The 19,100-nt window shown below is 66.5% G+C and carries 19 protein-coding genes; 12 read left to right on the plus strand and 7 right to left on the minus strand.

All coding sequences use genetic code 11. The features are described from left to right. Positions 1 to 1,319 precede the first annotated feature (1,319 nt). The 4 genes from ACFPJ1_RS27195 (at position 1,320) to ACFPJ1_RS27210 (ending at position 2,859) form a co-directional block, all read left to right on the plus strand. A complete protein-coding gene (locus ACFPJ1_RS27195; protein WP_380108160.1) occupies positions 1,320 to 1,808 on the plus strand; it encodes a hypothetical protein in 489 nt (162 codons plus the stop codon). A gap of 29 nt (positions 1,809 to 1,837) precedes the next feature. Further along, positions 1,838 to 2,041 carry a hypothetical protein gene (locus ACFPJ1_RS27200; protein WP_380108162.1) on the plus strand — a complete coding sequence of 68 codons (204 nt, stop codon included), beginning with the start codon at positions 1,838 to 1,840 and terminating at the stop codon, positions 2,039 to 2,041. Positions 2,042 to 2,197: 156 nt separating this feature from the next. Then, a complete protein-coding gene (locus ACFPJ1_RS27205) occupies positions 2,198 to 2,491 on the plus strand; it encodes a VOC family protein (protein WP_380108267.1) in 294 nt (97 codons plus the stop codon). Positions 2,492 to 2,493: 2 nt separating this feature from the next. Next, positions 2,494 to 2,859, plus strand: a complete 366-nt coding sequence (locus ACFPJ1_RS27210; protein WP_380108165.1) for a VOC family protein — start codon at positions 2,494 to 2,496, stop codon at positions 2,857 to 2,859. Here the strand turns inward: ACFPJ1_RS27210 and ACFPJ1_RS27215 are convergent. The 4 genes from ACFPJ1_RS27215 to ACFPJ1_RS27230 all read right to left on the minus strand — a co-directional run bounded on the left by ACFPJ1_RS27215 (position 2,856) and on the right by ACFPJ1_RS27230 (position 7,540). After that, positions 2,856 to 3,815 carry an aminoglycoside phosphotransferase family protein gene (locus tag ACFPJ1_RS27215; protein ID WP_380108166.1) on the minus strand — a complete coding sequence of 320 codons (960 nt, stop codon included), beginning with the start codon at positions 3,813 to 3,815 and terminating at the stop codon, positions 2,856 to 2,858. The genes ACFPJ1_RS27210 and ACFPJ1_RS27215 overlap by 4 nt on opposite strands. Positions 3,816 to 3,892: 77 nt before the next feature. Next, the gene (locus ACFPJ1_RS27220; RefSeq protein WP_380108168.1) at positions 3,893 to 4,369 is read right to left on the minus strand and encodes a nitroreductase/quinone reductase family protein; all 477 of its coding nucleotides are present in this window, start codon (positions 4,367 to 4,369) and stop codon (positions 3,893 to 3,895) included. 522 nt (positions 4,370 to 4,891) lie between these two features. Then, positions 4,892 to 7,102: a caspase, EACC1-associated type gene (locus tag ACFPJ1_RS27225; RefSeq protein WP_380108169.1), complete on the minus strand. Its 2,211-nt coding sequence runs from the start codon at positions 7,100 to 7,102 to the stop codon at positions 4,892 to 4,894. 21 nt (positions 7,103 to 7,123) lie between these two features. After that, positions 7,124 to 7,540 (minus strand): effector-associated constant component EACC1, encoded by a 417-nt coding sequence (locus ACFPJ1_RS27230; RefSeq protein WP_380108170.1) that lies wholly within the window; start codon positions 7,538 to 7,540, stop codon positions 7,124 to 7,126. A gap of 118 nt (positions 7,541 to 7,658) precedes the next feature. Here ACFPJ1_RS27230 and ACFPJ1_RS27235 point away from each other — a divergent pair, with 118 nt between their 5' ends. From ACFPJ1_RS27235 to ACFPJ1_RS27265, 7 genes are all read left to right on the plus strand, one after another. Continuing rightward, entirely contained in the window at positions 7,659 to 7,823 is a 165-nt protein-coding gene (locus tag ACFPJ1_RS27235; RefSeq protein WP_380108172.1) for a tyrosine-type recombinase/integrase, read from the plus strand. Between the two features lie 261 nt (positions 7,824 to 8,084). After that, complete coding sequence (locus ACFPJ1_RS27240) at positions 8,085 to 9,080, plus strand: acyl-CoA desaturase (protein ID WP_380108173.1); 996 nt, start codon at positions 8,085 to 8,087, stop codon at positions 9,078 to 9,080. Between the two features lie 63 nt (positions 9,081 to 9,143). Further along, complete coding sequence (locus ACFPJ1_RS27245) at positions 9,144 to 9,785, plus strand: TetR/AcrR family transcriptional regulator (RefSeq protein WP_132289043.1); 642 nt, start codon at positions 9,144 to 9,146, stop codon at positions 9,783 to 9,785. Positions 9,786 to 9,860: 75 nt separating this feature from the next. Next, on the plus strand, positions 9,861 to 11,057 hold the full coding sequence (locus ACFPJ1_RS27250; RefSeq protein WP_380108174.1) for a sensor histidine kinase: 1,197 nt from the start codon (positions 9,861 to 9,863) through the stop codon (positions 11,055 to 11,057). After that, complete coding sequence (locus ACFPJ1_RS27255; protein WP_380108176.1) at positions 11,054 to 11,734, plus strand: response regulator; 681 nt, start codon at positions 11,054 to 11,056, stop codon at positions 11,732 to 11,734. The genes ACFPJ1_RS27250 and ACFPJ1_RS27255 overlap by 4 nt, the downstream gene beginning before the upstream one ends. 132 nt (positions 11,735 to 11,866) lie before the next feature. After that, positions 11,867 to 12,661 (plus strand): ABC transporter ATP-binding protein, encoded by a 795-nt coding sequence (locus ACFPJ1_RS27260; RefSeq protein WP_380108178.1) that lies wholly within the window; start codon positions 11,867 to 11,869, stop codon positions 12,659 to 12,661. A gap of 2 nt (positions 12,662 to 12,663) precedes the next feature. After that, entirely contained in the window at positions 12,664 to 15,126 is a 2,463-nt protein-coding gene (locus ACFPJ1_RS27265) for an ABC transporter permease (RefSeq protein WP_380108179.1), read from the plus strand. On the opposite strand, the gene ACFPJ1_RS27270 is transcribed toward ACFPJ1_RS27265, so the two are convergent. Together ACFPJ1_RS27270 and ACFPJ1_RS27275 are read right to left on the minus strand one after the other, a co-directional pair. After that, entirely contained in the window at positions 15,127 to 15,474 is a 348-nt protein-coding gene (locus ACFPJ1_RS27270) for a VOC family protein (protein WP_380108181.1), read from the minus strand. It abuts the gene before it with no gap. Then, the gene (locus ACFPJ1_RS27275; RefSeq protein ID WP_380108182.1) at positions 15,474 to 16,259 is read right to left on the minus strand and encodes a methyltransferase domain-containing protein; all 786 of its coding nucleotides are present in this window, start codon (positions 16,257 to 16,259) and stop codon (positions 15,474 to 15,476) included. Before ACFPJ1_RS27275 ends, ACFPJ1_RS27270 begins: the two co-directional genes overlap by 1 nt. Positions 16,260 to 16,354: 95 nt before the next feature. Here ACFPJ1_RS27275 and ACFPJ1_RS27280 point away from each other — a divergent pair, with 95 nt between their 5' ends. After that, positions 16,355 to 16,852 carry a MarR family winged helix-turn-helix transcriptional regulator gene (locus ACFPJ1_RS27280; RefSeq protein ID WP_380108184.1) on the plus strand — a complete coding sequence of 166 codons (498 nt, stop codon included), beginning with the start codon at positions 16,355 to 16,357 and terminating at the stop codon, positions 16,850 to 16,852. A 408-nt stretch (positions 16,853 to 17,260) separates the two neighbouring features. Here the strand turns inward: ACFPJ1_RS27280 and ACFPJ1_RS27285 are convergent, their stop codons facing one another. Then, positions 17,261 to 19,072: an ABC-F family ATP-binding cassette domain-containing protein gene (locus ACFPJ1_RS27285; RefSeq protein WP_380108185.1), complete on the minus strand. Its 1,812-nt coding sequence runs from the start codon at positions 19,070 to 19,072 to the stop codon at positions 17,261 to 17,263. Positions 19,073 to 19,100: the final 28 nt, after the last annotated feature.

Below are 19,100 nucleotides of genomic sequence, written 5' to 3' on the forward strand. Positions count from 1 at the left end.
CGCCGGCCCACCCCACCCAGCCTCGCCCGCGCATGAAACCGCGCCGTGTCCAACCGCTCCACCGCCCCGATCACGAACCACACCAGATGATCATCGCCAAGCCAGTCCACCATCGACGGCGGCAGCAAAAACTCCTGCGCACGATCCACCGGCCGATACGTCTTCGCCATCCCCAGATCTTTCCAACACCACCCGACCCCAGCCAGGACCTACCCAGGCGCGTCACCCAAAAAGCAACAGGCTCTCGGACACGAAATGCGCGGTCCCAGGTCCCCACTCGGTGTCCGAGGTCCCGACAACCGCACCGCCATCCGGCTGCCGCACCCCCGAGAAGGTGTCCGCGGTCCCCACCCACCGCACGCCGTTCGGGGCCCCAACCCGACGATCGGCCTCCCGATGACGGGTTGTTCGACCGCTGGCGTCAAACATGCCGCCAGCCGGCGAAGAACCATCCAGTGGACCCCTAAACGAGCCACAAGCCGCCGAACAACCCGCCAGCCGGCCACCAACCCGCCTGTGGTCGAACAACCCGCCAGCACCAACCGCCGAATCGCCGCAAACCCCCACCCCCCGGTGCGAAAGCCACCTCCGGGAGCCGCTGGTGTACGGAAGGACAGGGAGTAGTCGCCGCACCCGTCACCCCGACGCGCCACTCACGTCTGGAACCTCCGCGATCTCCCCGGCACTACCTGTCGCTCGGTACACCCCACCCCCGAGAGCACCCCCCAAACCGGCTCGCACCCTCCAAGGGATCCGCGTAGCTGCGAACCACCTCCGCGTTGGAAGTGCCAGGCACTCTGACCTTCGTGGCAACCATCGCCTCAGAGATCCACGGCTGGTGCTGGGGCTATCGACTCGTACGACCTGACGGCTCGTCGATGCTCTATCTCCATCAGCCAAGGTTGACGAGAACCACCGCTGCAAGGGCATCGGCCGTACGTCCTCCAGGCCTTCATGGCAGCGGGCACTCAAGCAGGCGCCACCAAACTGTTCCTGACAACCGGCGCGAAATATCGCCGCCCGATCCCTGTACGAAGCGATGGGTGGCGGGCTGGCATCCCAGGGCCCGACGGCCAACTACTGGTTTTTGCTGAACGATCAATAAGTTGCCGCGCGGCCTTTGTGAGAGACCTTTCGGATTTGCCGGAGAAATGCAGTTGCCAGCGCGGCCGCTTATAGCAAAAATGGAACAACAGTGCAAGACTTTAGAAGAGACGACGGGTTTGTGTCGTCGGCTCCGCCCCTGCCGTTTGGCCCCAGCAACCGTGGGCCCGCCGTTGATCGCCATCCGGCAGACAGCAACTTGGGGGAGAGACAGGATGTCCGATGATCCTAGAAATCGGGAAGAATTACTGACCCAGATCGAAGACCGGCGGGCAGGCATCACCGCCTTCCTGCACGAGGTCCGGCCACGCCGCAACCGGCTCACCAACGTCAGCATCGTCAGCAGTGCGCTGGCGGCCGTGTTCGTCGCAGGCCCGGCCCTGGGGGGTGTGGGGTTCACCGACACCATGAAGCAGGACCTGTCGTTGAGCACTGCAGCAGGTGTATGGCGGCCGCTCTGCATTGCCGCCTTGATCGTTTCACTGGTGTCGGTCATTTCGGCCAATCTGAGCAAGACGCACGACCTGACCGCCCGCATCGCGGCCGCGGAGGTCTGCAATACCGAGCTGGAAGCGGTGATGACGTCGCTCCATTACGGCCACCTCTCGATGGAGGACGCCGTCGAGCAATACCACCACTGCGTCAGCAAGGTCCCCTTCGTCGAGGAGGACCACGAAAGAACCGCCGGCTCGGCTCCGCACTGACTTGCCGCGCCGATCAAATCTTCCGAACTGTGGGTCTCACCGCAGCGCCGAGGGAAGCGGAGTACGAGTCGGACGAGGAGTTCAACGCGGCCGAGGACGCGTACTGGGTGCAGAACGACGCAATCGTCTACAAGCCTGAGCATTCGGTCAGGCTGCTGTACCTCAGCCACCTCGGCTGCGCCCTCCGGTACCGCCGCTGGCTGGACGCGGCCGACGGCCTTCGGCTGCCATAGAGTCGACAGACTGGCTGCACTCCCCCGGAAGGACGCCATGTCTGAGATGCCCTCAGTGACCCTCCGCACGGTCAACCTCGACTGCACTGATCCGCTGGCAATGGCCCGTTTCTACGGCGGCCTGCTCGGCTGGGAGCCAACTGCCGTCGAACCAGACTGGGTCCTGATGCGCCATCCAGCCAACGGCACCGGCCTGCATTCCAACAGACCGAGGACTACAAGCCACCCACTTGGCCTGAGCAACCCGAGCACCAGCAGAAAATGATCCACCTCGACCTACGCGTCAACACAGGCCCCGAGTCCACCGAGGACGCCGGCCAGACTGCCCTGGCAGAAGCCGTCAACCTCGCACTCTCCCTGGGCGGCACCTTGGCGGACCCACAACACCGCCCCGACCTCCGAGTAATCCTCGACCCCGCCGGCCACCCACTCTGCCTGTTCCTGGATTGAGAATGCCAAGTTCAACAGGCAGTGCGCTCGTCCACATCAATCCGATCCTGAACGTCTCCGACCTACAGGCCAGCATCAAGTTCTATACAGAGGTCCTCGACTTCGAGCTTCTTGACACCTACGGAGAGCCAGCCGACTTCGGCATCATCCGCTGGGGCGAGCAGGAGATCTATCTGTGCGAGAACGGCCAGGGACAACCCGGCACATGGCTTGCCCTCTTCGTCACTGAACCTGCCGCGCTCTACAAACAACTCGTCGCCAACGACGCCAAGATCCTGATGCCCTACACGGCCGACGGTGGCGAGTACCGCGTCGCCGACCCAGACGGCCACGTACTCCGAGTGTTCTCAGGTGCCTCAGAGGATTAGCCGGTCTGAGCAGGATTCATGGCCCGAGCGCGTTCAGTCAGCAGCTTCGCCAAGCGGTCTGCCATCTCGATGAATCGGTCCAATTGTGGTCCTCTGCGGGCACGACGGAAGCCGTGGCGACGACCCCAGTACGCAGCCTGGACGGCATGAAGCTGGGCCCAACGCTGGACACGTTCGCGATCGAGTTCCGCCGCCTCGGCGAAGACATCCAGGATGCGGTGGACAGCCTTGTGCAGGTCGTCCGAGTCGAGGAGCCCCACCGCGCGAGTCTTGAGTAGCGTGCCGCCGTCGTACGCGGGGTCTCCTGCGTACCCCTTGGGGTCGACGGCCAGCCAAGGCTCCCGGTCGGCGCGCAGGATGTTTCTGGCGTGGAGGTCACCGTGGATGAGGATGTCTGGCTGGACGCGGCCCAACTCGCGGACGGTCGCCACGGCGGCATCCACCACGTACCGCGACAGTGTGTGCGTCAGCTCATCAGCATCTCGGCGGAGCTCCTCCTCCCAGGCGTCGGCCTGCGCCCGCAGCCGGGGTAGGCCGGGCGGCGCGGGGATGGCCAGTCGGCGATTGATCCGCCCAGCAACCATCACAACCTCGTCGCCGTCTTCCTCCTCCGCCAGCGTCGACGTCTGGGCCCGCTCCAGCAACATCGCGAACCGCTCGTCGTCGCGCCCATGAAGCAGTACTGCGCCACGCCCGCCCCACGCCGCGAATGCGTCCGGCTCATGGACATTGCCGGGATGCGGGAACGAGACCTTCAGCACGCCGGGCTCCTCGGCCCGTCGTTGTACCGGGACGATCACCGCGACACCCCCGTGCATGACCTCGCCGTCCGGCACACACCCCCAGCACCCCAGCAGTTCATCCACAATCCCGGGCAGCTCACCGAGCCAAGCCGCTCCACGCTCGCCTTCGCGCTCGACAGTGCTCCGCACGAAAGCGTCCGGCACCCTGATCACCCGGGCACACTACGCGCGAGCAACCGACGCCACGTCCGATCTCGGGTGCGACAGATGGGATCCGGTCGGCGAGGGGCTTACGAGGGCTTGGGGCGGGGGTCGAGGACTACTACTGCGGTTTCGGTGGAGCGGAGGGAGGCGTAGGCGTCTAGTTTGGTGTCGATCTCGCGCCATTTGGACCACAGGCGTGTGCGTTCTTCGCCCTCGGCGGCGCGGGCTCGTACTTGGCGGGTCTCACTGGGCAGTTCGACTGATGTGTCGGGGTTCGCCTGGAGGTTCAGCCACCAGGCTGGTTCTCCGTCTGCCCAGCCGTTCATGGCCAGGGTTACCACCCTCGGGCCGTCCTCGAAGTAGCCGATGATCACCTGGTGCGTCCGGCCCGAGCGGCGGCCGATCGTCGTCAGCCGCGCCGTTCCCCAGCGACCGGGCTTCGGGCGCCATAACCCGAACCGGCCACCGCTCACCCGGCAGATCGCCCGGTGCGTAGACCAGGCGAAACGCACGAACCAGCGTGGCGGTAGGCGCGCAGAATGCTCGCGATCGTCGGACACCATCGGTCCTCCCCGGCTCGACGAGAGCGAGCCTACGGGCCACCGACGCAGGCGTCCATGACATGGCAGAACCCCCAGGTCAGACACGCTCTGACCTGGGGGTTTGTGCTGCTCCCCGCCTGGTTTCGATCCAGATCTTCGAGATTCAGAGTTGCAGGTCCGCCGTCTATCGGCGTCCATCGCACCGGCTCACAGACCCGTGTCGAGCGCGGATTCCGGGCCGTTCGTCCCGCCGAATCTGTACTCGTCCACACCTCCTGATAGCAAATGCGTTTAGGCAGCCTGCCGGTTTAAGGGGTGGCTTCCCAGAGCGACGACGGGGTCCGGGGGCAGAGTCCTGGTACCAGTAGCCGTGCCGGTGTTCTCAGGTCCACGTGAGTCCTGCGATGGGCGCGAGCCAGGGCCCGCCGCCAGGCCGCATGCCCCGCCGCCGCTTTAGCGCACCTTGGTCCATGAAGCCAAAATGGCGAACTACCTCGTTGCTGCACCGTCGCACCAGTGAGGACACCTGCAGCCAAACCGGCCTCACTGGTGCCGTTGGCGAACTGGCCGAACAAACGCCAGCCATATAGCCGCCGCCGCAACAATCTGCATATCTGCCGCGTACAGCCTGAAGGGAGATACATCATTCAGTCCATACAGCAACATACCAATACTAATCATCGCAGCGCCGCCACCCAGCGCCGCGAAGGCGGATAAGAGAAACGTTCTGCGATGAACCAAGTGCTTTCCGGCTGCGAGCACCATGATGCTAATCGCCACCACAGACACCATTTGCCAATAGTCGAGCCGCCACGCGGCGTGATCAAGTCTGGCGAACTGCACAAAGTGCAGGGCAACGCCGCCGAGCACGAGAACAGCAGCCATCAGAAGATATCGGGGCCTCAATGTAAAGCGTGGCTGCCTGGGTCCCGGAACTGCGACAGCCACGGTCGCCGCCACGACCAGCATCACTGCGCCCGCAGCATAGAAGAAGAACCCGAGTTTAAGGTCTGAGATTCTACTCGCAGTGTTCCGCGATTCCCAGGATTGCCAGACGGCCTGCCAACCCATTAGAAATGCGGCCGCGCAAGTCAGACCGCCGGCCACCGGCCTCCACCGGACGATGTGGACGCCGCGGCCGAGAAGTACCAGCCCGACGGTCAGACCTGCGACCGCTGCTAGCAAGAGGGTCGGACCGACTCTGCCGAACTCCCAATTAGTCTGTGAGAATCCCACAAGCGTCACTGGGACTTCGTGGTCAACGCTCCCGGACTTCATGTAATAGTCAACCTGCCACGGCAAGAAGAGCCCAATGACAACACTGCCGGTGGCAGCAAACACAAGGATTCCCCAAAGCTTCTCAAGCTGCCGATGGCGCTGCGCGACCGTCTGCTTCCGGCGCTGCGCGACCGCCCTCAGATCGCCGGCACCCGGGTACTGCGGATCGTCACGAAGAATCCGATCGAGCTTCTCGATCGCCTCAACGAACCTCCCATGCTCGACGTCCACCCCAGCCGCCACGAACAGGTCCACAAGCTGGTGATCAGGCTGTGCGACCGAGGGCTGATGGCGCTGCGCGACCGCCCTCAGATCGCCGGCACCCGGGTACTGCGGATCGTCACGAAGAATCCGATCGAGCTTCTCGATCGCCTCAACGAACCTCCCATGCTCGACGTCCACCCCAGCCGCCACGAACAGGTCCACAAACTGCTTCCGGCGCAGCGCGACCCCCCTCAGATCTCCCGCACCCGGGTACTGCGGATCCTCACGAAGAATCCGATCGAGCTTCTCGATCGCCTCAACGAACCTCCCATGCTCGACGTCCACCCCAGCCGCCACGAACAGGTCCACAAACTGCTTCCGGCGCTGCGCGACCCCCCTCAGATCCCCCGCACCCGGGTACTGCGGATCCTCACGAAGAATCCGATCGAGCTTCTCGATCGCCTCAACGAACCTCCCATGCTCGACGTCCACCCCAGCCGCCACGAACAGGTCCACAAACTGCTGAGCCGTGCGCCTGTCGCGGGCAGCGTTACGTGTGAATAGAATATGGTGTGCGTCGTCCTGGTTGAGAATCTGCGGTCTCGGAAAATCCTGAAGGACTAATCTGTTCCGCGCTCGTCGAAATATGCTGTCCAGGTCGAGATATTCTCTGTCAGACTCTTTATCTCCGTACCTAATTGTGCGCAAGATTTCGCCTGTGAAAGCCGTGTATTCCGCCCCAATCGGAGCGAGTGCAGCCACATTTGGTGGCGCAGATGCGATTGTGACGAATCCATCAACGTCCAGAGTCCCAGCGATTATCGACTCGGCGGGCGCCATTGCCTCCAACGCGCGCCCGGAGAAGCAACAGTCCAGCATGAGAATCCTCGTGCGCGCCGAAGCATGGCGCAATGAATCCCGCACATCGCTAGCTTTAACGGCATTCCACTTGAGATTATGCCGGCTACTCGTGACAAGCCCAAGGTAGAGATTTCCTCCATCATCCAACAGACCATGACCAGCAAAATAGACAAACAGAACACCAGTCATCGATACTGCCAGCCGATCCAACGGCTCGAGTATCTGGCCCGGCGACTCGGGTTCGGCAACGACCACCACATTGGCCCTTGGCATCCCCACTAATTCTTCGGCAATGAGGGCCTTGCGTACATCGACCAGATTGTTTAAGACCGCATCGATATCGGCAAGATCAGTTTCGCTTCGACTAGTACCGATCAGAAGCGCTCCCCAGTCCTCACGGTGCGATGTCACGATCGCCAGTCCCTACTCAGCCTACGGCTCGGGATTCCTTTGCGGCCGGTCGGCGGGCGACCGCCGCTCGTCAGACTGACTCACGCCAGAACTCAGAGCCTCGTCAAGGAAGCGGGCGACTGCCTGATCGGCGTGCTTGGTGGAGGAAGTGCAGATCTCGTACTCATCGCCATCGGACCGCCGAACGACCAACTTCAGACCAGGTCGGCGTGTTCTGAGCCACGCCATGATCGCCCCGGCCACGGCTGCACCTGCGCCGCCAGGTCCAAGCACAGTTAGTGCATCGCTGAGAGCACCCATTTCACCTTCGGCGGGAAGTGGGTTCTCACGCCGAACGGTAACTTCTGGTACACGTTCGCGCCGCATCCAGTCCAGCAAGGAACGCAACTCGCGGTCAGCATCCCCGGCGGATTGATGAATTCGGACAACCGCCCCCATTGCAGAAGCATGGCAGTCTGCCCATGTCCAGACAAGGGATCCACGCAGCTCGATATCAGCGGTACCACCCTGAGCCTGAGCCGGTCGGTGGCTATCCACCCAACCCGTAGAGTCCCTCGTGGGTAGCTACCCGCCGCCCTTTGCTCGGCTACACGACCTGCGCCACGTCCACGCGACGACCCTGCTCATGGCTGGAGTTCCCGTCCACGAGGTCGCAGAACGGCTGGGCCACTCCGGCCCCGACGACCACGCTGCGGACCCCGCGTCGGTGATGCCGTGTTAGCAAGCCGGACGCCGGTGTACGACGAACCCCAGGTCAGCAGGGCGCTGACCTGGGGTTTCTTGCTGCTCCCCCGCCTGGTTTCGATCCAGATCTTCGAGATTCAAAGTCTCGCGGGCTGCCGATTACCCCACGGGGGATCGCGATGTTCGCCCGGACAGTCTGCCATGGGTGAGGTCGGCGACACGCGAGGGGTTCCCTACCTACGGTGCCGTAGGTTACGGTTGCGTAGGTAAGCCGTCCTCCACCCAGAGGGATACCACGATGACCCCACCCGCCGTAGCCGCACCGGAGGCGCCGACCCGCGCCCAGCAGGGCGACGACTTCGACGTCGAGACCGGGACGCGCGGGGGCGAGCAGAAACGGCCCTGGGAGCAGGTCGCGCTCGCGTTGTTCATCGGGATCCCGTTCCTGGCCGTGCTGGCGGCGGTACCGATCGCGTGGGGCGGGTTCCTCGGCTGGCGCGACATCGTCATCGCGGTGGTCTTCTACACGATCGCCGGGCACGGCATCTCGATCGGCTTCCACCGGTACTTCACGCACAAGTCGTTCAAGCCGAACCGCCCGCTCAAGTACGCGCTGGCGATCGCCGGGTCGCTCGCGATCGAGGGGCCGGTGGTGCGTTGGGTGGCCGACCACCGCAAGCACCACAAGTTCTCCGACCGCGACGGTGACCCGCACAGCCCGTGGAAGTACGGCACCAGCCTCGGCGCGCTGACCAAGGGCTTCCTGCACGCGCACATCGGCTGGCTCTTCGACTCCGAGCAGACCCCGCAACGGCAGTACGCGCCGGACCTGCTGAAGGACCGCGACGTCGTCAAGGTGTCGCGGATGTTCCCCTTCCTGGTGCTCGTCTCGCTGTTCGCGCCGGCCGTCATCGGCGGGCTGTGGTCCTGGTCGATCGAGGGCGCGCTGACCGCCTTCTTCTGGGCGAGCCTGGTCCGGATCGCGCTGCTGCACCACGTCACCTGGTCGATCAACTCGATCTGTCACACGATCGGCGACCGCCCGTTCAAGAGCCGGGACAAGTCCGGCAACGTCTGGTGGCTGGCGATCCTGAGCCAGGGCGAGTCGTGGCACAACCTGCACCACTCCGACCCGACCTGCGCGCGGCACGGAGTACTGAAGGGTCAACTGGACACCTCCGCCCGATGCATCTGGTTCTTCGAGAAGAGGGGCTGGGTCTCGGACGTCCGCTGGCCGGTCAAGGAACGTCTCGAAGCGCGGCGGGTGACCGCTGCGGACCAAGCGGCAGCCTGAGCGGGCCGTTAATCTCCCACCCGTCACCCCCTACGTACGGCATGATGCTGACGTGATCTCGACGTGACGGAACCCAAACCCCGGCGCTCGACCCGGGTCCGGATGACCAGTGCCGAGCGTCGTGAACAACTCATCGTCATCGCCCGGGGCCTGTTCGCCCAGAAGGGCTTCGAGGCGACCTCGGTCGAGGAGATCGCGGCTCGGGCCGAAGTCTCCAAGCCGGTCGTGTACGAGCACTTCGGCGGCAAGGAAGGCCTGTACGCCGTGGTCGTGGACCGGGAGGTCCGCAGCCTCCTCGACACGGTGACCGCGTCCCTGACGGCGGGTCGTGCGCACGAACTGGTGGAGCAGGCGGCGCTCGCGCTGCTCGACTACATCGAGAACTCCTCCGACGGGTTCCGGATCCTGGTCCGCGACTCCCCCGTTGGCTCGTCCAGCGGGTCGTTCATCTCGATCCTCAGCGACGTCGGCACCAGGGTGGAGCACATCCTGGCCGAGGAGTTCAAGCGCCGCGGGCTGGACCCGAAGTTCGCCCCGATGTACGCGCAGATGCTGGTCGGCATGGTCGCTCTGACCGGCCAGTGGTGGCTCGACGTACGCCGGCCGAAGAAACCTGACGTGGCGGCTCACCTGGTCAACCTGGCCTGGAACGGCCTGTCCGGCCTCGAGGCGAAGCCGACGCTCTCCACCCGTCCGCACAAGTAGGTAGACCGCGGTAGGACGCCGACATCCGCCCGTGGCATGACCCGGCGGGTGGCGGCTCCCCGTACCCTGGCCGACATGACGGGGACCTTGAACGGAATCCTGACGCCCCGCCGCGTCGCTCAGCACAGCAAGCTGTTCGACCTGTTGCTGGCCGGCGGCCTGACACTCTTCTTCGGGCTCCTGTCACTCGCGCAAGACCAGTTCGCCGGCCTTCTCGGGGTGGCGATGCTGGTCCCGCTGATCTGGCGCCGGACCCATCCGGAGCTCGTCTTCTTCGGCGTCTCGGCAGTGGCCGTGCTGCAGTGGCTCAGCGGCGCCAACCTGCAAGCCGGCAACATCGGTCTGCTGGTCGCGCTCTACGCGATCTCCGTGTACGGCGAGGTCCGCTACAGCCGGATCGCCCTGGGCGTCGGCGGCCTCGGCGTACTGATGGCGACCGCTCGTTACTACAGCAACTCCGACTGGCGCCAGCAGATCACCATGATGGTGGCTCTCGGCGCGCTGGTCTTCGGCGTCTGGGCGTTCGGCGAGCGTCGCCGAACCAGAGGCCTGTACGTCGCTCAGCTGGAAGAGCGCGCGGCCCAACTCGAGAGGGACCGGGATCGCGAGGCCAAGCTCGCCGTGTCGAATGAGCGGACCCGGATCGCACGGGAGATCCACGACGTCGTCGCGCACGGGTTGTCCATCATGATCGTGCAGGCCGACGGCGGTCTGTACGCCGCGGACGCATCCCCCGAGCAGGCCAAGAAAGCGCTCGCCACCATCGGCGACACCGGCCGCGCCTCGTTGACCGAGATGCGGAAGATGCTCGGCCTGCTCAAGCAGGACGCACAGCCCGAGCTGGATCCGAACCAGCCACGCCCGCAGCCCGGCGTATCCTCCCTGCCCGAGCTGATCGACAACGTCCGCGACGCCGGGCTCTCGGTGGACTACCAGGTCACCGGCACGCCGCGGGATCTGCCCGCGCTGCTGGGACTGACGGCGTACCGGATCGTGCAGGAGGGGCTGACCAACACGCTGAAACACGCCGGGCCGGGGGCGCGGACGTCCGTTCATCTCGACTTCGGCCGCGAGATGCTGACCGTGGTGGTCACCGACGACGGCCGCGGTGCCGGCGTCGCGCCGAGCAGCGACCCGGGTCACGGCCTGGTCGGGATGCGGCAACGCGCCTCCATCTCCGGCGGTACGGTGAACGCCGGACCGAAGGCGGGCGGTGGTTACGAGGTGATCGCCAAGCTGCCGTACAACCTTCCCGCTGGAGGAGATCAGTGACCGACGCCAAACCAGACGACGTGATCCGCGTCTTCCTGGTCGACGACCAAGAACTGGTCCGGGCCGGATTCACCATGCTGGTGGACTCGCAGGCCGACATGCGGGTGGTCGGTCAGGCCGGTGACGGCGGCGAGGCGCTGGAGAAGCTCCGGGTGACCGCGAGCGACGTGGTGCTGATGGATGTCCGGATGCCCCGGCTGGACGGCGTCGAGGCGACCCGGCAGCTCCAGTCGTTGCCGCAGGCCCCCAGGGTGATCGTGCTCACCACGTTCGACCTGGACGAGTACGCGTTCGCCGCGATCAAGGCCGGCGCGGCCGGGTTCCTGCTGAAGAACACGCCGCCGGCCGACCTGCTGTCGGCGATCCGCCAGGTGCACTCGGGCGACGCCGTCGTCTCCCCCAGTACTACGCGCCGGCTGCTCGAGCACTTCGCCGGAGCGCTGCCGGACGAGGAGCGCGAGCGGCCCGATCTGGCCGACCTGACCGCCCGCGAGCGCGAGGTACTCGTCGAGGTGGCCCGCGGCCTGTCGAACACCGAGATCGCGCAGCTCTTCACGTTGTCCGAGGCAACGGTCAAGACGCACATCGGCCGGATCCTGGCCAAGACCGGCCTGCGGGACCGCGTCGCCCTGGTCGTCCTCGGCTACGAGACCGGCATCGTCAAGCCACGCAGCTGAGCGGTCAGCGAGCTAGTACGACCCAGGTCGTACGCGGAGTCCATGCTGTGGTCCGACTCTTTCGGGGTGGCTCGTCACTAACTTTCGAAGTGTGGGTGGGAACGTCTCGCCCCGAGCACTTCGAGGAGAACGATGACGATCCAGACCGGCGATCTGCCTGTCGACGACCTGCCGCTCGGCCGGCTGCCGCAGGACGGCACCTCGCGGACCGCGATCCGCGCCCACGAACTGCGCAAGGTCTACGGCCAGGGCGATACCGCGGTGGCAGCGCTCGACGGGGTGTCGGTCGACTTCGGGGTCGGCCGGTTCACCGCGATCATGGGACCGTCCGGGTCCGGCAAGTCGACCCTGATGCACTGTCTGGCCGGGCTGGACACGCCGACCTCCGGCCAGGTGCTGCTCGGCGAGACCGAGCTGACCCAGTTGCCGGACGCGGAGCTGACCAGGAGCCGGCGGGACCGGGTGGGGTTCGTCTTCCAGTCGTTCAACCTGCTACCGATGCTGTCGGCGAAGGACAACATCCTGCTGCCGCTGGAACTCGGCGGCCGCAAGCCCGACCAGCAGTGGATGGCGACGCTGATCGACGTACTCGGCCTGCAGGACCGGCTGACCCACCGGCCGTCGGAGCTGTCCGGCGGTCAGCAGCAGCGGGTCGCCGTGGCGCGTGCGCTGGTCAGCCGGCCCGAGGTGGTGTTCGCCGACGAGCCGACCGGCAACCTGGACTCGCGGTCCGGCGCCGAGGTGCTCGGCTTCCTGCGCCGCTCGGTCCGGGAGTTCGGCCAGACCGTGGTGATGGTCACCCACGACCCGCTGGCGGCGTCGTACGCCGACCGCGTGGTGATGCTTGCCGACGGCAAGCTCGCGGGTGAGCTGCTGGACCCGACGCCGGAGACCGTGCTCGGCGCGCTGCGGCAACTGGGGGCCTGACCGTGCGACGCTCGATCCTCTCCTCCCTGCGCGCCCACCTGGGCCGCCTGGTCGCCGCCTGCCTGGCGATCGTGCTGGGTGTCGGGTTCGGCACCCTGGCGATGACCGTGCACGCCTCGGCCACCCACGGCATCGACGAGACCATCGGCAAGCAGAACGCCGGGGTCGACGCGGTCATCGAGTCCGACCATGAGACCGTCACCCCCGCCGACGTGGCAGCGATCAAGAAGCTGCCGGAGGCGGCCTCGGTCGTGGTCGACACCTCGGCGTACCTGCAGATCCAGTGGGCCGGCCAGGTTCGCCCCGACAACCTGGGTATCGCCGCCCGCTACGACACCTCGAAGATCGCCGGCCCGACCACCACGTCAGGCAGGTTGCCGGAAGCGAAGAACGAGATCGCGCTGCCGGCCAAGCTGGCGGACAAGCACAAGGTCGCGATCGGCCAGCAGCTGAGGCTCACCACCTGGGACGGCAAGCCCTTCACGGTGACCGTGGTCGGTCTGCTCAACGACAGCATCTCGATCGCCGGCTCGAACGCGGTCGCCACCGCCGAGACGGTGAAGACGTTCGAGCCGCAGGGTTACATCAACCAGGTCAAGGTCGCGGCCGCCCCCGGGGTGAACGAGACGGCGCTGAGCGTGGCGATCAGCGGTGTGGTCAACAAGGGCCTGCAGGTCTACACCGGCACCGGGTGGATCGACCACGAGGTGAAGAGCATCACGGGAGACATCGACGTGCTCGGCGGCGTGTTCGGTATGTTCGCCGTGATCGCCCTGTTCGTCGCCTGCCTGGTGATCGCCAACACCTTCACCATCGTGATCGCCCAGCGGACCCGCGAGATGGCGCTGCTGCGATGCGTCGGCGCGTCCCGCCGGCAGGTGTTCTCCTCGGTACTGGCCGAGGCGAGCGTCGTCGGTCTGGTTGCCTCCGGCATCGGTGTGGTCTTCGGCGTCGCGCTGTCCGCGATCGCTCTGACGCTGGCCCGGACCTTCGACTGGGGCCTGCCGCGGATCGACCTGCACCTCGACCTCGCGTCGGTCTTCGTCCCGCTGCTGATCGGCACGATCGCGACGATCGCGGCGGCCGTCGTACCGGCGCGACGGGCGACCCGGGTCGCTCCGCTGGCCGCGCTCCGGCCTGAGGCGGCTCCGGTCGCCAAGTCCAGGGCCGGCGTCGTGCGCTTGGTCTTCGGCTTCCTCCTGCTGGCCGGCGGCGGCGCGCTGCTGGTTCTCGGAGCGCAGTCGAACCAGGTGATCGCCGGGGTGGCCGGCGGCCTGAGCTCCTTCCTCGGAGTCCTCGCCATCGGCTCGCTGCTGGTGCCCGCTCTGGTCAGGTTGCTGGGCGTGTTGCCCGCGCGGAGCGGTGGGGTGCCCGCGCGGATCGCTGTCGCCAACGCCGTCCGGAACCCCCGGCGGACCGCGGCGACCACGTCGGCGCTGCTGATCGGTGTCACGCTGATCAGCCTCACCTGCGTCGGGATCGCCTCGGTGCGCAAGACGTTCGACGTGACGATGGACAAGGAGTACCCGGTCGACGTCACGCTCAAGGTGTACGACGAGAAGATGCCGGCCACCGCGGCCAGGCAGCTCGCGGACATCAAGGGCATCACCCAGGTGGTGCCGGTCAGGACCGCGACGGTCAAGTCCGGCACCGAGACGCTGAAGATCACCGGGATCGACCAGGCGACCGCGGGTTCGGTGATCCACAGCCCGACGCTGGTCAACCAGTTGCAGCCCGGCACGGCGCTGGTCGACCGCAACACGATGTCCATGCTCGAGGTGCAGGACGGCTCGACCGTCACCATCGTCTCGGGCAAGGAGAAGCTCACCCTCAAGGTCCTCCAGGCCAAGGGACTGGAGCCGATCACCGTCACCCAGACCGACCTGCAGAAGCTCGCGCCGAGCGCAGAGGTGACGGGTTACTGGCTCGCCTCCGACCCGAAGGCCGACGGTCCCCAGGTGATCGACGAGCTCAAGCAGTCGCTCCCGACGGTGAAGAGCCTGAGCATCTCCGGCGGTCTGGCCGAGCGGAGCTTCTACACCAAGGTGTTCGACGTGCTGCTGCTCGTCGCGGTCGGACTGCTCGGGGTCTCGGTGCTGATCGCGCTGGTCGGCGTCGGCAACACGCTCAGCCTGTCGGTACTGGAACGGACCCGCGAGAACGCCCTGCTCCGGGCGATGGGCCTCACCCGGCGCCAACTGCGCGGCATGCTCGCGGTCGAGTCGTTGCTGATGGCACTCGTCGCGGCGGGACTGGGAATCCTGCTCGGCCTGATCTACGGCTGGACCGGAACGGCCGCGCTGATGGGCGCCCAGGTCGGCGACGGCGGCATACAGTACGCCGTACCGGGCCGGCTGCTGGTAACGATCGCGCTGGTCGCGGCCGTAGCCGGTCTGCTCGCCTCGGTCCTCCCCGCCCGGCGCGCCGCCAAGGTCGCACCGGCCGGGGCGTTGGCCACCGAGTAGCTAAACGATCTCGATCCGATTCCCGTGGCCGTCGGCGGTGTGGAACCGCCGGCGGCCCGGGATCGTTTCGTTGTCCCACTTCACCGGGTAGCCCAGCTCGGCCAGGCTTTCCGCCAGCGCGTCGAGGTCGTCGACGGCCAGCGCGGGGTGTGCCTTCAACGCCGGGCGGAAGTCCGCCTCGACACCGACATGCACCTCGGCCGTCCCCGCCTTGAACCAGCAGCCGCCGCGAGCCGCCAACAGGGGCGGTTTCTCCAGCTCGGTCATCCTCAGCGCGTCGCGGTAGAAGGCGCGAGCCACCTCCTCGCCTCCGGCCGGACAGGACACCTGCACGTGGTCGAGTCGCATCAGCTCTCCTTCTGGGCAACAGCGAAGATCCTGCGGAACGGCAGCACCGTGCCGAACGACTGTTGTGGATAAGCCTCCGCCAGCCGAGCGCCGTACTCCGCTTCGAACCGTGCGCGCAGGTCGTCCGGCAGGGACTGGAGAACCGGCCGAGCGCCAGTCCCCTTCACCCACTCGAGTACTGCGTTGTCACCCTGCAGGATGTGGCTGTATGTCGTCTCCCACGCGTCGACGGAACATCCTTTCGCGCTGAGCGCCTCGACATACTCCGCCGGCCCGGGGACGTCCGCCCGCAGCGACGTGCCGGCGGCGTACGGGGCGTAGGGCTCGGTGCCGGCGAGTTCGCGCAGGATGGCGTGCGACGGGGCGTTGCCGTTGCCGGGGATCTGGATCGCGAGCCAGCCACCAGGCTTCAGCGCGCGGACGAAGCCGGGTAGCAGCTCCAGCTGCTCGGGGATCCACTGCAGGGTGGCGTTGGTGACGATCACGTCGATCGACGCCGACGGTGCGGTCCACTCGCGCAGGTCGCCGACCTCGAAGGTCAGCCGGTCCGAGGCCAGCGGCTGGGCGGCCTCGATCATTTCAGCCGAGCTGTCCACCCCGTGAACGTTCGCCGCAGGCCATCGATCCAGCAACGTCGCGGTGAGATTCCCCGGACCGCAGCCGAGGTCGATCACCGTCGAAGGCTCGGCGGCCCGGATCCGGCCAATCAGCTCCGCGAACGGGCGGCCGCGCTCGTCGGCGTACTTGCCGTACTGCTGGGGGTTCCAGACCGGTGAGGTCCGCATCGGCGCACCCTTCTCTCGAGGTCTCTTGATGTCGAGATACTTTACGCCCGCGAGTTGTCTTGATGTCAAGAGTCTTGATGACATAGTCTCGGAGTATGAGAGACGAGGTCGACCGGCTGATCGAGGCCTGGCGCCGGGAACGGCCTGACCTCGACGTGGCACCGATGGAGGTGCTCTCCCGGGTCAGCCGACTGGCCCGGCACCTGGACCGCGCCCGCAGTCAGGCCTTCTCGACCTATGGACTGGAGTCCTGGGAGTTCGACGTCCTCGCCGCGCTGCGCCGGGCCGGCAAGCCGTACCAACTCTCCCCCGGGCGGCTGCTCAAGGAGACCCTGGTGACGTCCGGGACGATGACGAACCGGGTGGACCGACTGGCCGCCCGCGGCCTGGTCGAGCGCCTTCCGGACCCGGCGGACCGTCGCGGCGTCCTGGTGCAACTCACCGACGCCGGCCGCGACTCGGTCGACGCGGCGATGGCCGATCTGCTCGCGCACGAGCGGCGACTGCTCGGCTCGATCAGCGAACGCGACCAGGCGAAGATCGCCCGGGTACTGCGGGAACTGGTCGGTCCGTTCGATCTCGAAAAGCAGTGATCCGGCATTCCGGCAGGGCGTGAAGAAACCCGCCCGAATTGTGTCGGAATAATCCGAAAAGACGGCGCGTCACTTAATACCCCCGACGATCGTTGCAGGTTGCAACGAGATCGAGAGATTGCTGCAGCGGACGACTATCGACACTGAGTGACCGGCCGGACTACTGTCCTCACCATCGGTGGTTGATCAACTACACAAAGTCTTCGTCCGGTGAACTTCGGCGGCAAGAGGTGGCCCGCCGAGGAAGGTCGGTGGTGTCCGGGGCTCGGGGCCCGGACAACAGCGACACAACGGGGCCCGCTCACCCGGTAGTCGCGGCATACCCTCCCAATCACAGGGGATCGGAGGGTGTGCCGCGACTCAGTTCCGGTGGGATTTGATCATGTATACATTAGGCGAATTACGCTGCTATTCCGCGCGCTCGGCCGCTTCGAACCACGCGGTTTCCAGCTCGGCGCGTTCTTCCGCGAGCTTGCGCAGCTCCGTGTCGAGCTCGGCCAGCCGCTCGTAGTTGCTCGCGTTCGCCGCCAGCTGGTCGTGCAGCTTGGCCTCGGACTCGGTGAGCTTGCTGAGCTGCCGCTCGATCCGGTTCAGGTCCTTCTTCGCCGCCCGGGCCGCGGCCGCGTCGACGACCGGCTCCGGCTCCGGCTCTGCTGCTGCCTCGGTCGTCGCCTCGACCGCCGGTGTGGCGGCGACGCGCCGCGGCGCGGTACCGGATTGGAGTTCTTGCAGGTACTGGTCGACGCCGCGGGGTAGGTGCCGGACGTTGCCGTCGCCCATGATCGCGTAGACCATGTCGCTGACCCGCTCCAGGAAGTACCGGTCGTGGGTGACGACCACGACGACGCCCGGCCAGCCGTCGAGGAAGTCCTCGAGCACGGTGAGCGTCTCGACGTCCAGGTCGTTGGTCGGCTCGTCGAGGATCAGCACGTTCGGCTCGTCGAGCAGGATCCGCAGCAGCTGCAGCCGACGGCGCTCGCCACCGGACAGATCGCTGATCCGGGTGGTCAGCTTGTCGCCGGTGAACCCGAACCGCTCGAGCAGCTGCGACGAGGTCATCTCGCCGCCGCGGCCGGCCAGGGCCGCAGTACGGCGGATGTCGGTGATGTGCGCGAGCACCGTGACCGAGCCGTCGAGGTCCTCGAGAGTCTGCGAGAGGTTCGCGATCCGGACCGTCTTGCCCTGCTTGACCTTGCCGGAGTCCGGCGGCAGCAGTCCGGTGAGCACCTTCAGGAAGGTGGTCTTGCCGGCGCCGTTCGGGCCGAGCAGACCGATCCGGTCGGCCGGGCCGAGGCGGAAGGTGACGTGGTTCAGCATCACCCGGTTGCCGAACGACAGGCTGACGTCCTCGGCGTCGAACACGTCCTTGCCGAGCCGCGAGGTCGCCAGCTGGGCGAGGGCGAGCTTGTCGCGCGGGGCGGGCTCGTTCTCGATCAGGGCGTTCGCCGCCTCGATCCGGAACTTCGGCTTCGCCGTCCTGGCCGGTGCGCCGCGGCGGAGCCAGGCGAGCTCCTTCTTCATCAGGTTCTGCCGCTTGCCCTCGACGACCTGCTCGTTGCGCGACCGCTCCGCCTTCGCCAGCACGTAGGCGGCGTAACCACCCTCGTACGAACTGACCTTGCCGCCCTGGACCTCCCACGTGTTGGTGCAGACTGCGTCGAGGAACCAGCGGTCGTGGGTCACCACGATCAGCGCGCCGGCACGATCCACCACATGATCGGCGAGCCAGTTCACCGCCTCGATGTCGAGGTGGTTGGTGGGCTCGTCGAGGATCAGCAGGTCGACCTCGGTGAGCAGCAGCTTCGCCAGGGAGACCCGGCGCCGCTCACCACCGCTCAGCGTGCCGACCTGTGCCTCGTGGTCGACGCCGCCGAGCAGGTGTTCCATGACGGACCGGGCCCGCGGGTCGGCGGCCCAGGTGTAGGTCTCGGCACCACCCAGCACGGCATGCGCGACGGTCTGCGTCGGCTCCAGGTCGTCGCTCTGCCCGAGGTACCCGAGCCGCAGATCCCGGTTGTGCGTGATCCGCCCGGCATCTGCCGTCTCCTGCCGCGCGAGCAACCGCAGCAGCGTGGACTTGCCGTCGCCGTTCCGCCCCACCACGCCGATGCGCTCACCCCGGCCGACGCCGAGACTCACCCCGTCGAGCAGGGTCCGGGTTCCGAAGCCCTTGGAGACGGCTTCCAGATTGACAAGGTTGGGTGCAGGGGTAGCGGCCATAACTCGCCCAGCCTAGTTGAGCCCCGGT

This window comes from Kribbella qitaiheensis (genome assembly GCF_042657745.1).
GTDB lineage: Bacteria > Actinomycetota > Actinomycetes > Propionibacteriales > Kribbellaceae > Kribbella > Kribbella qitaiheensis.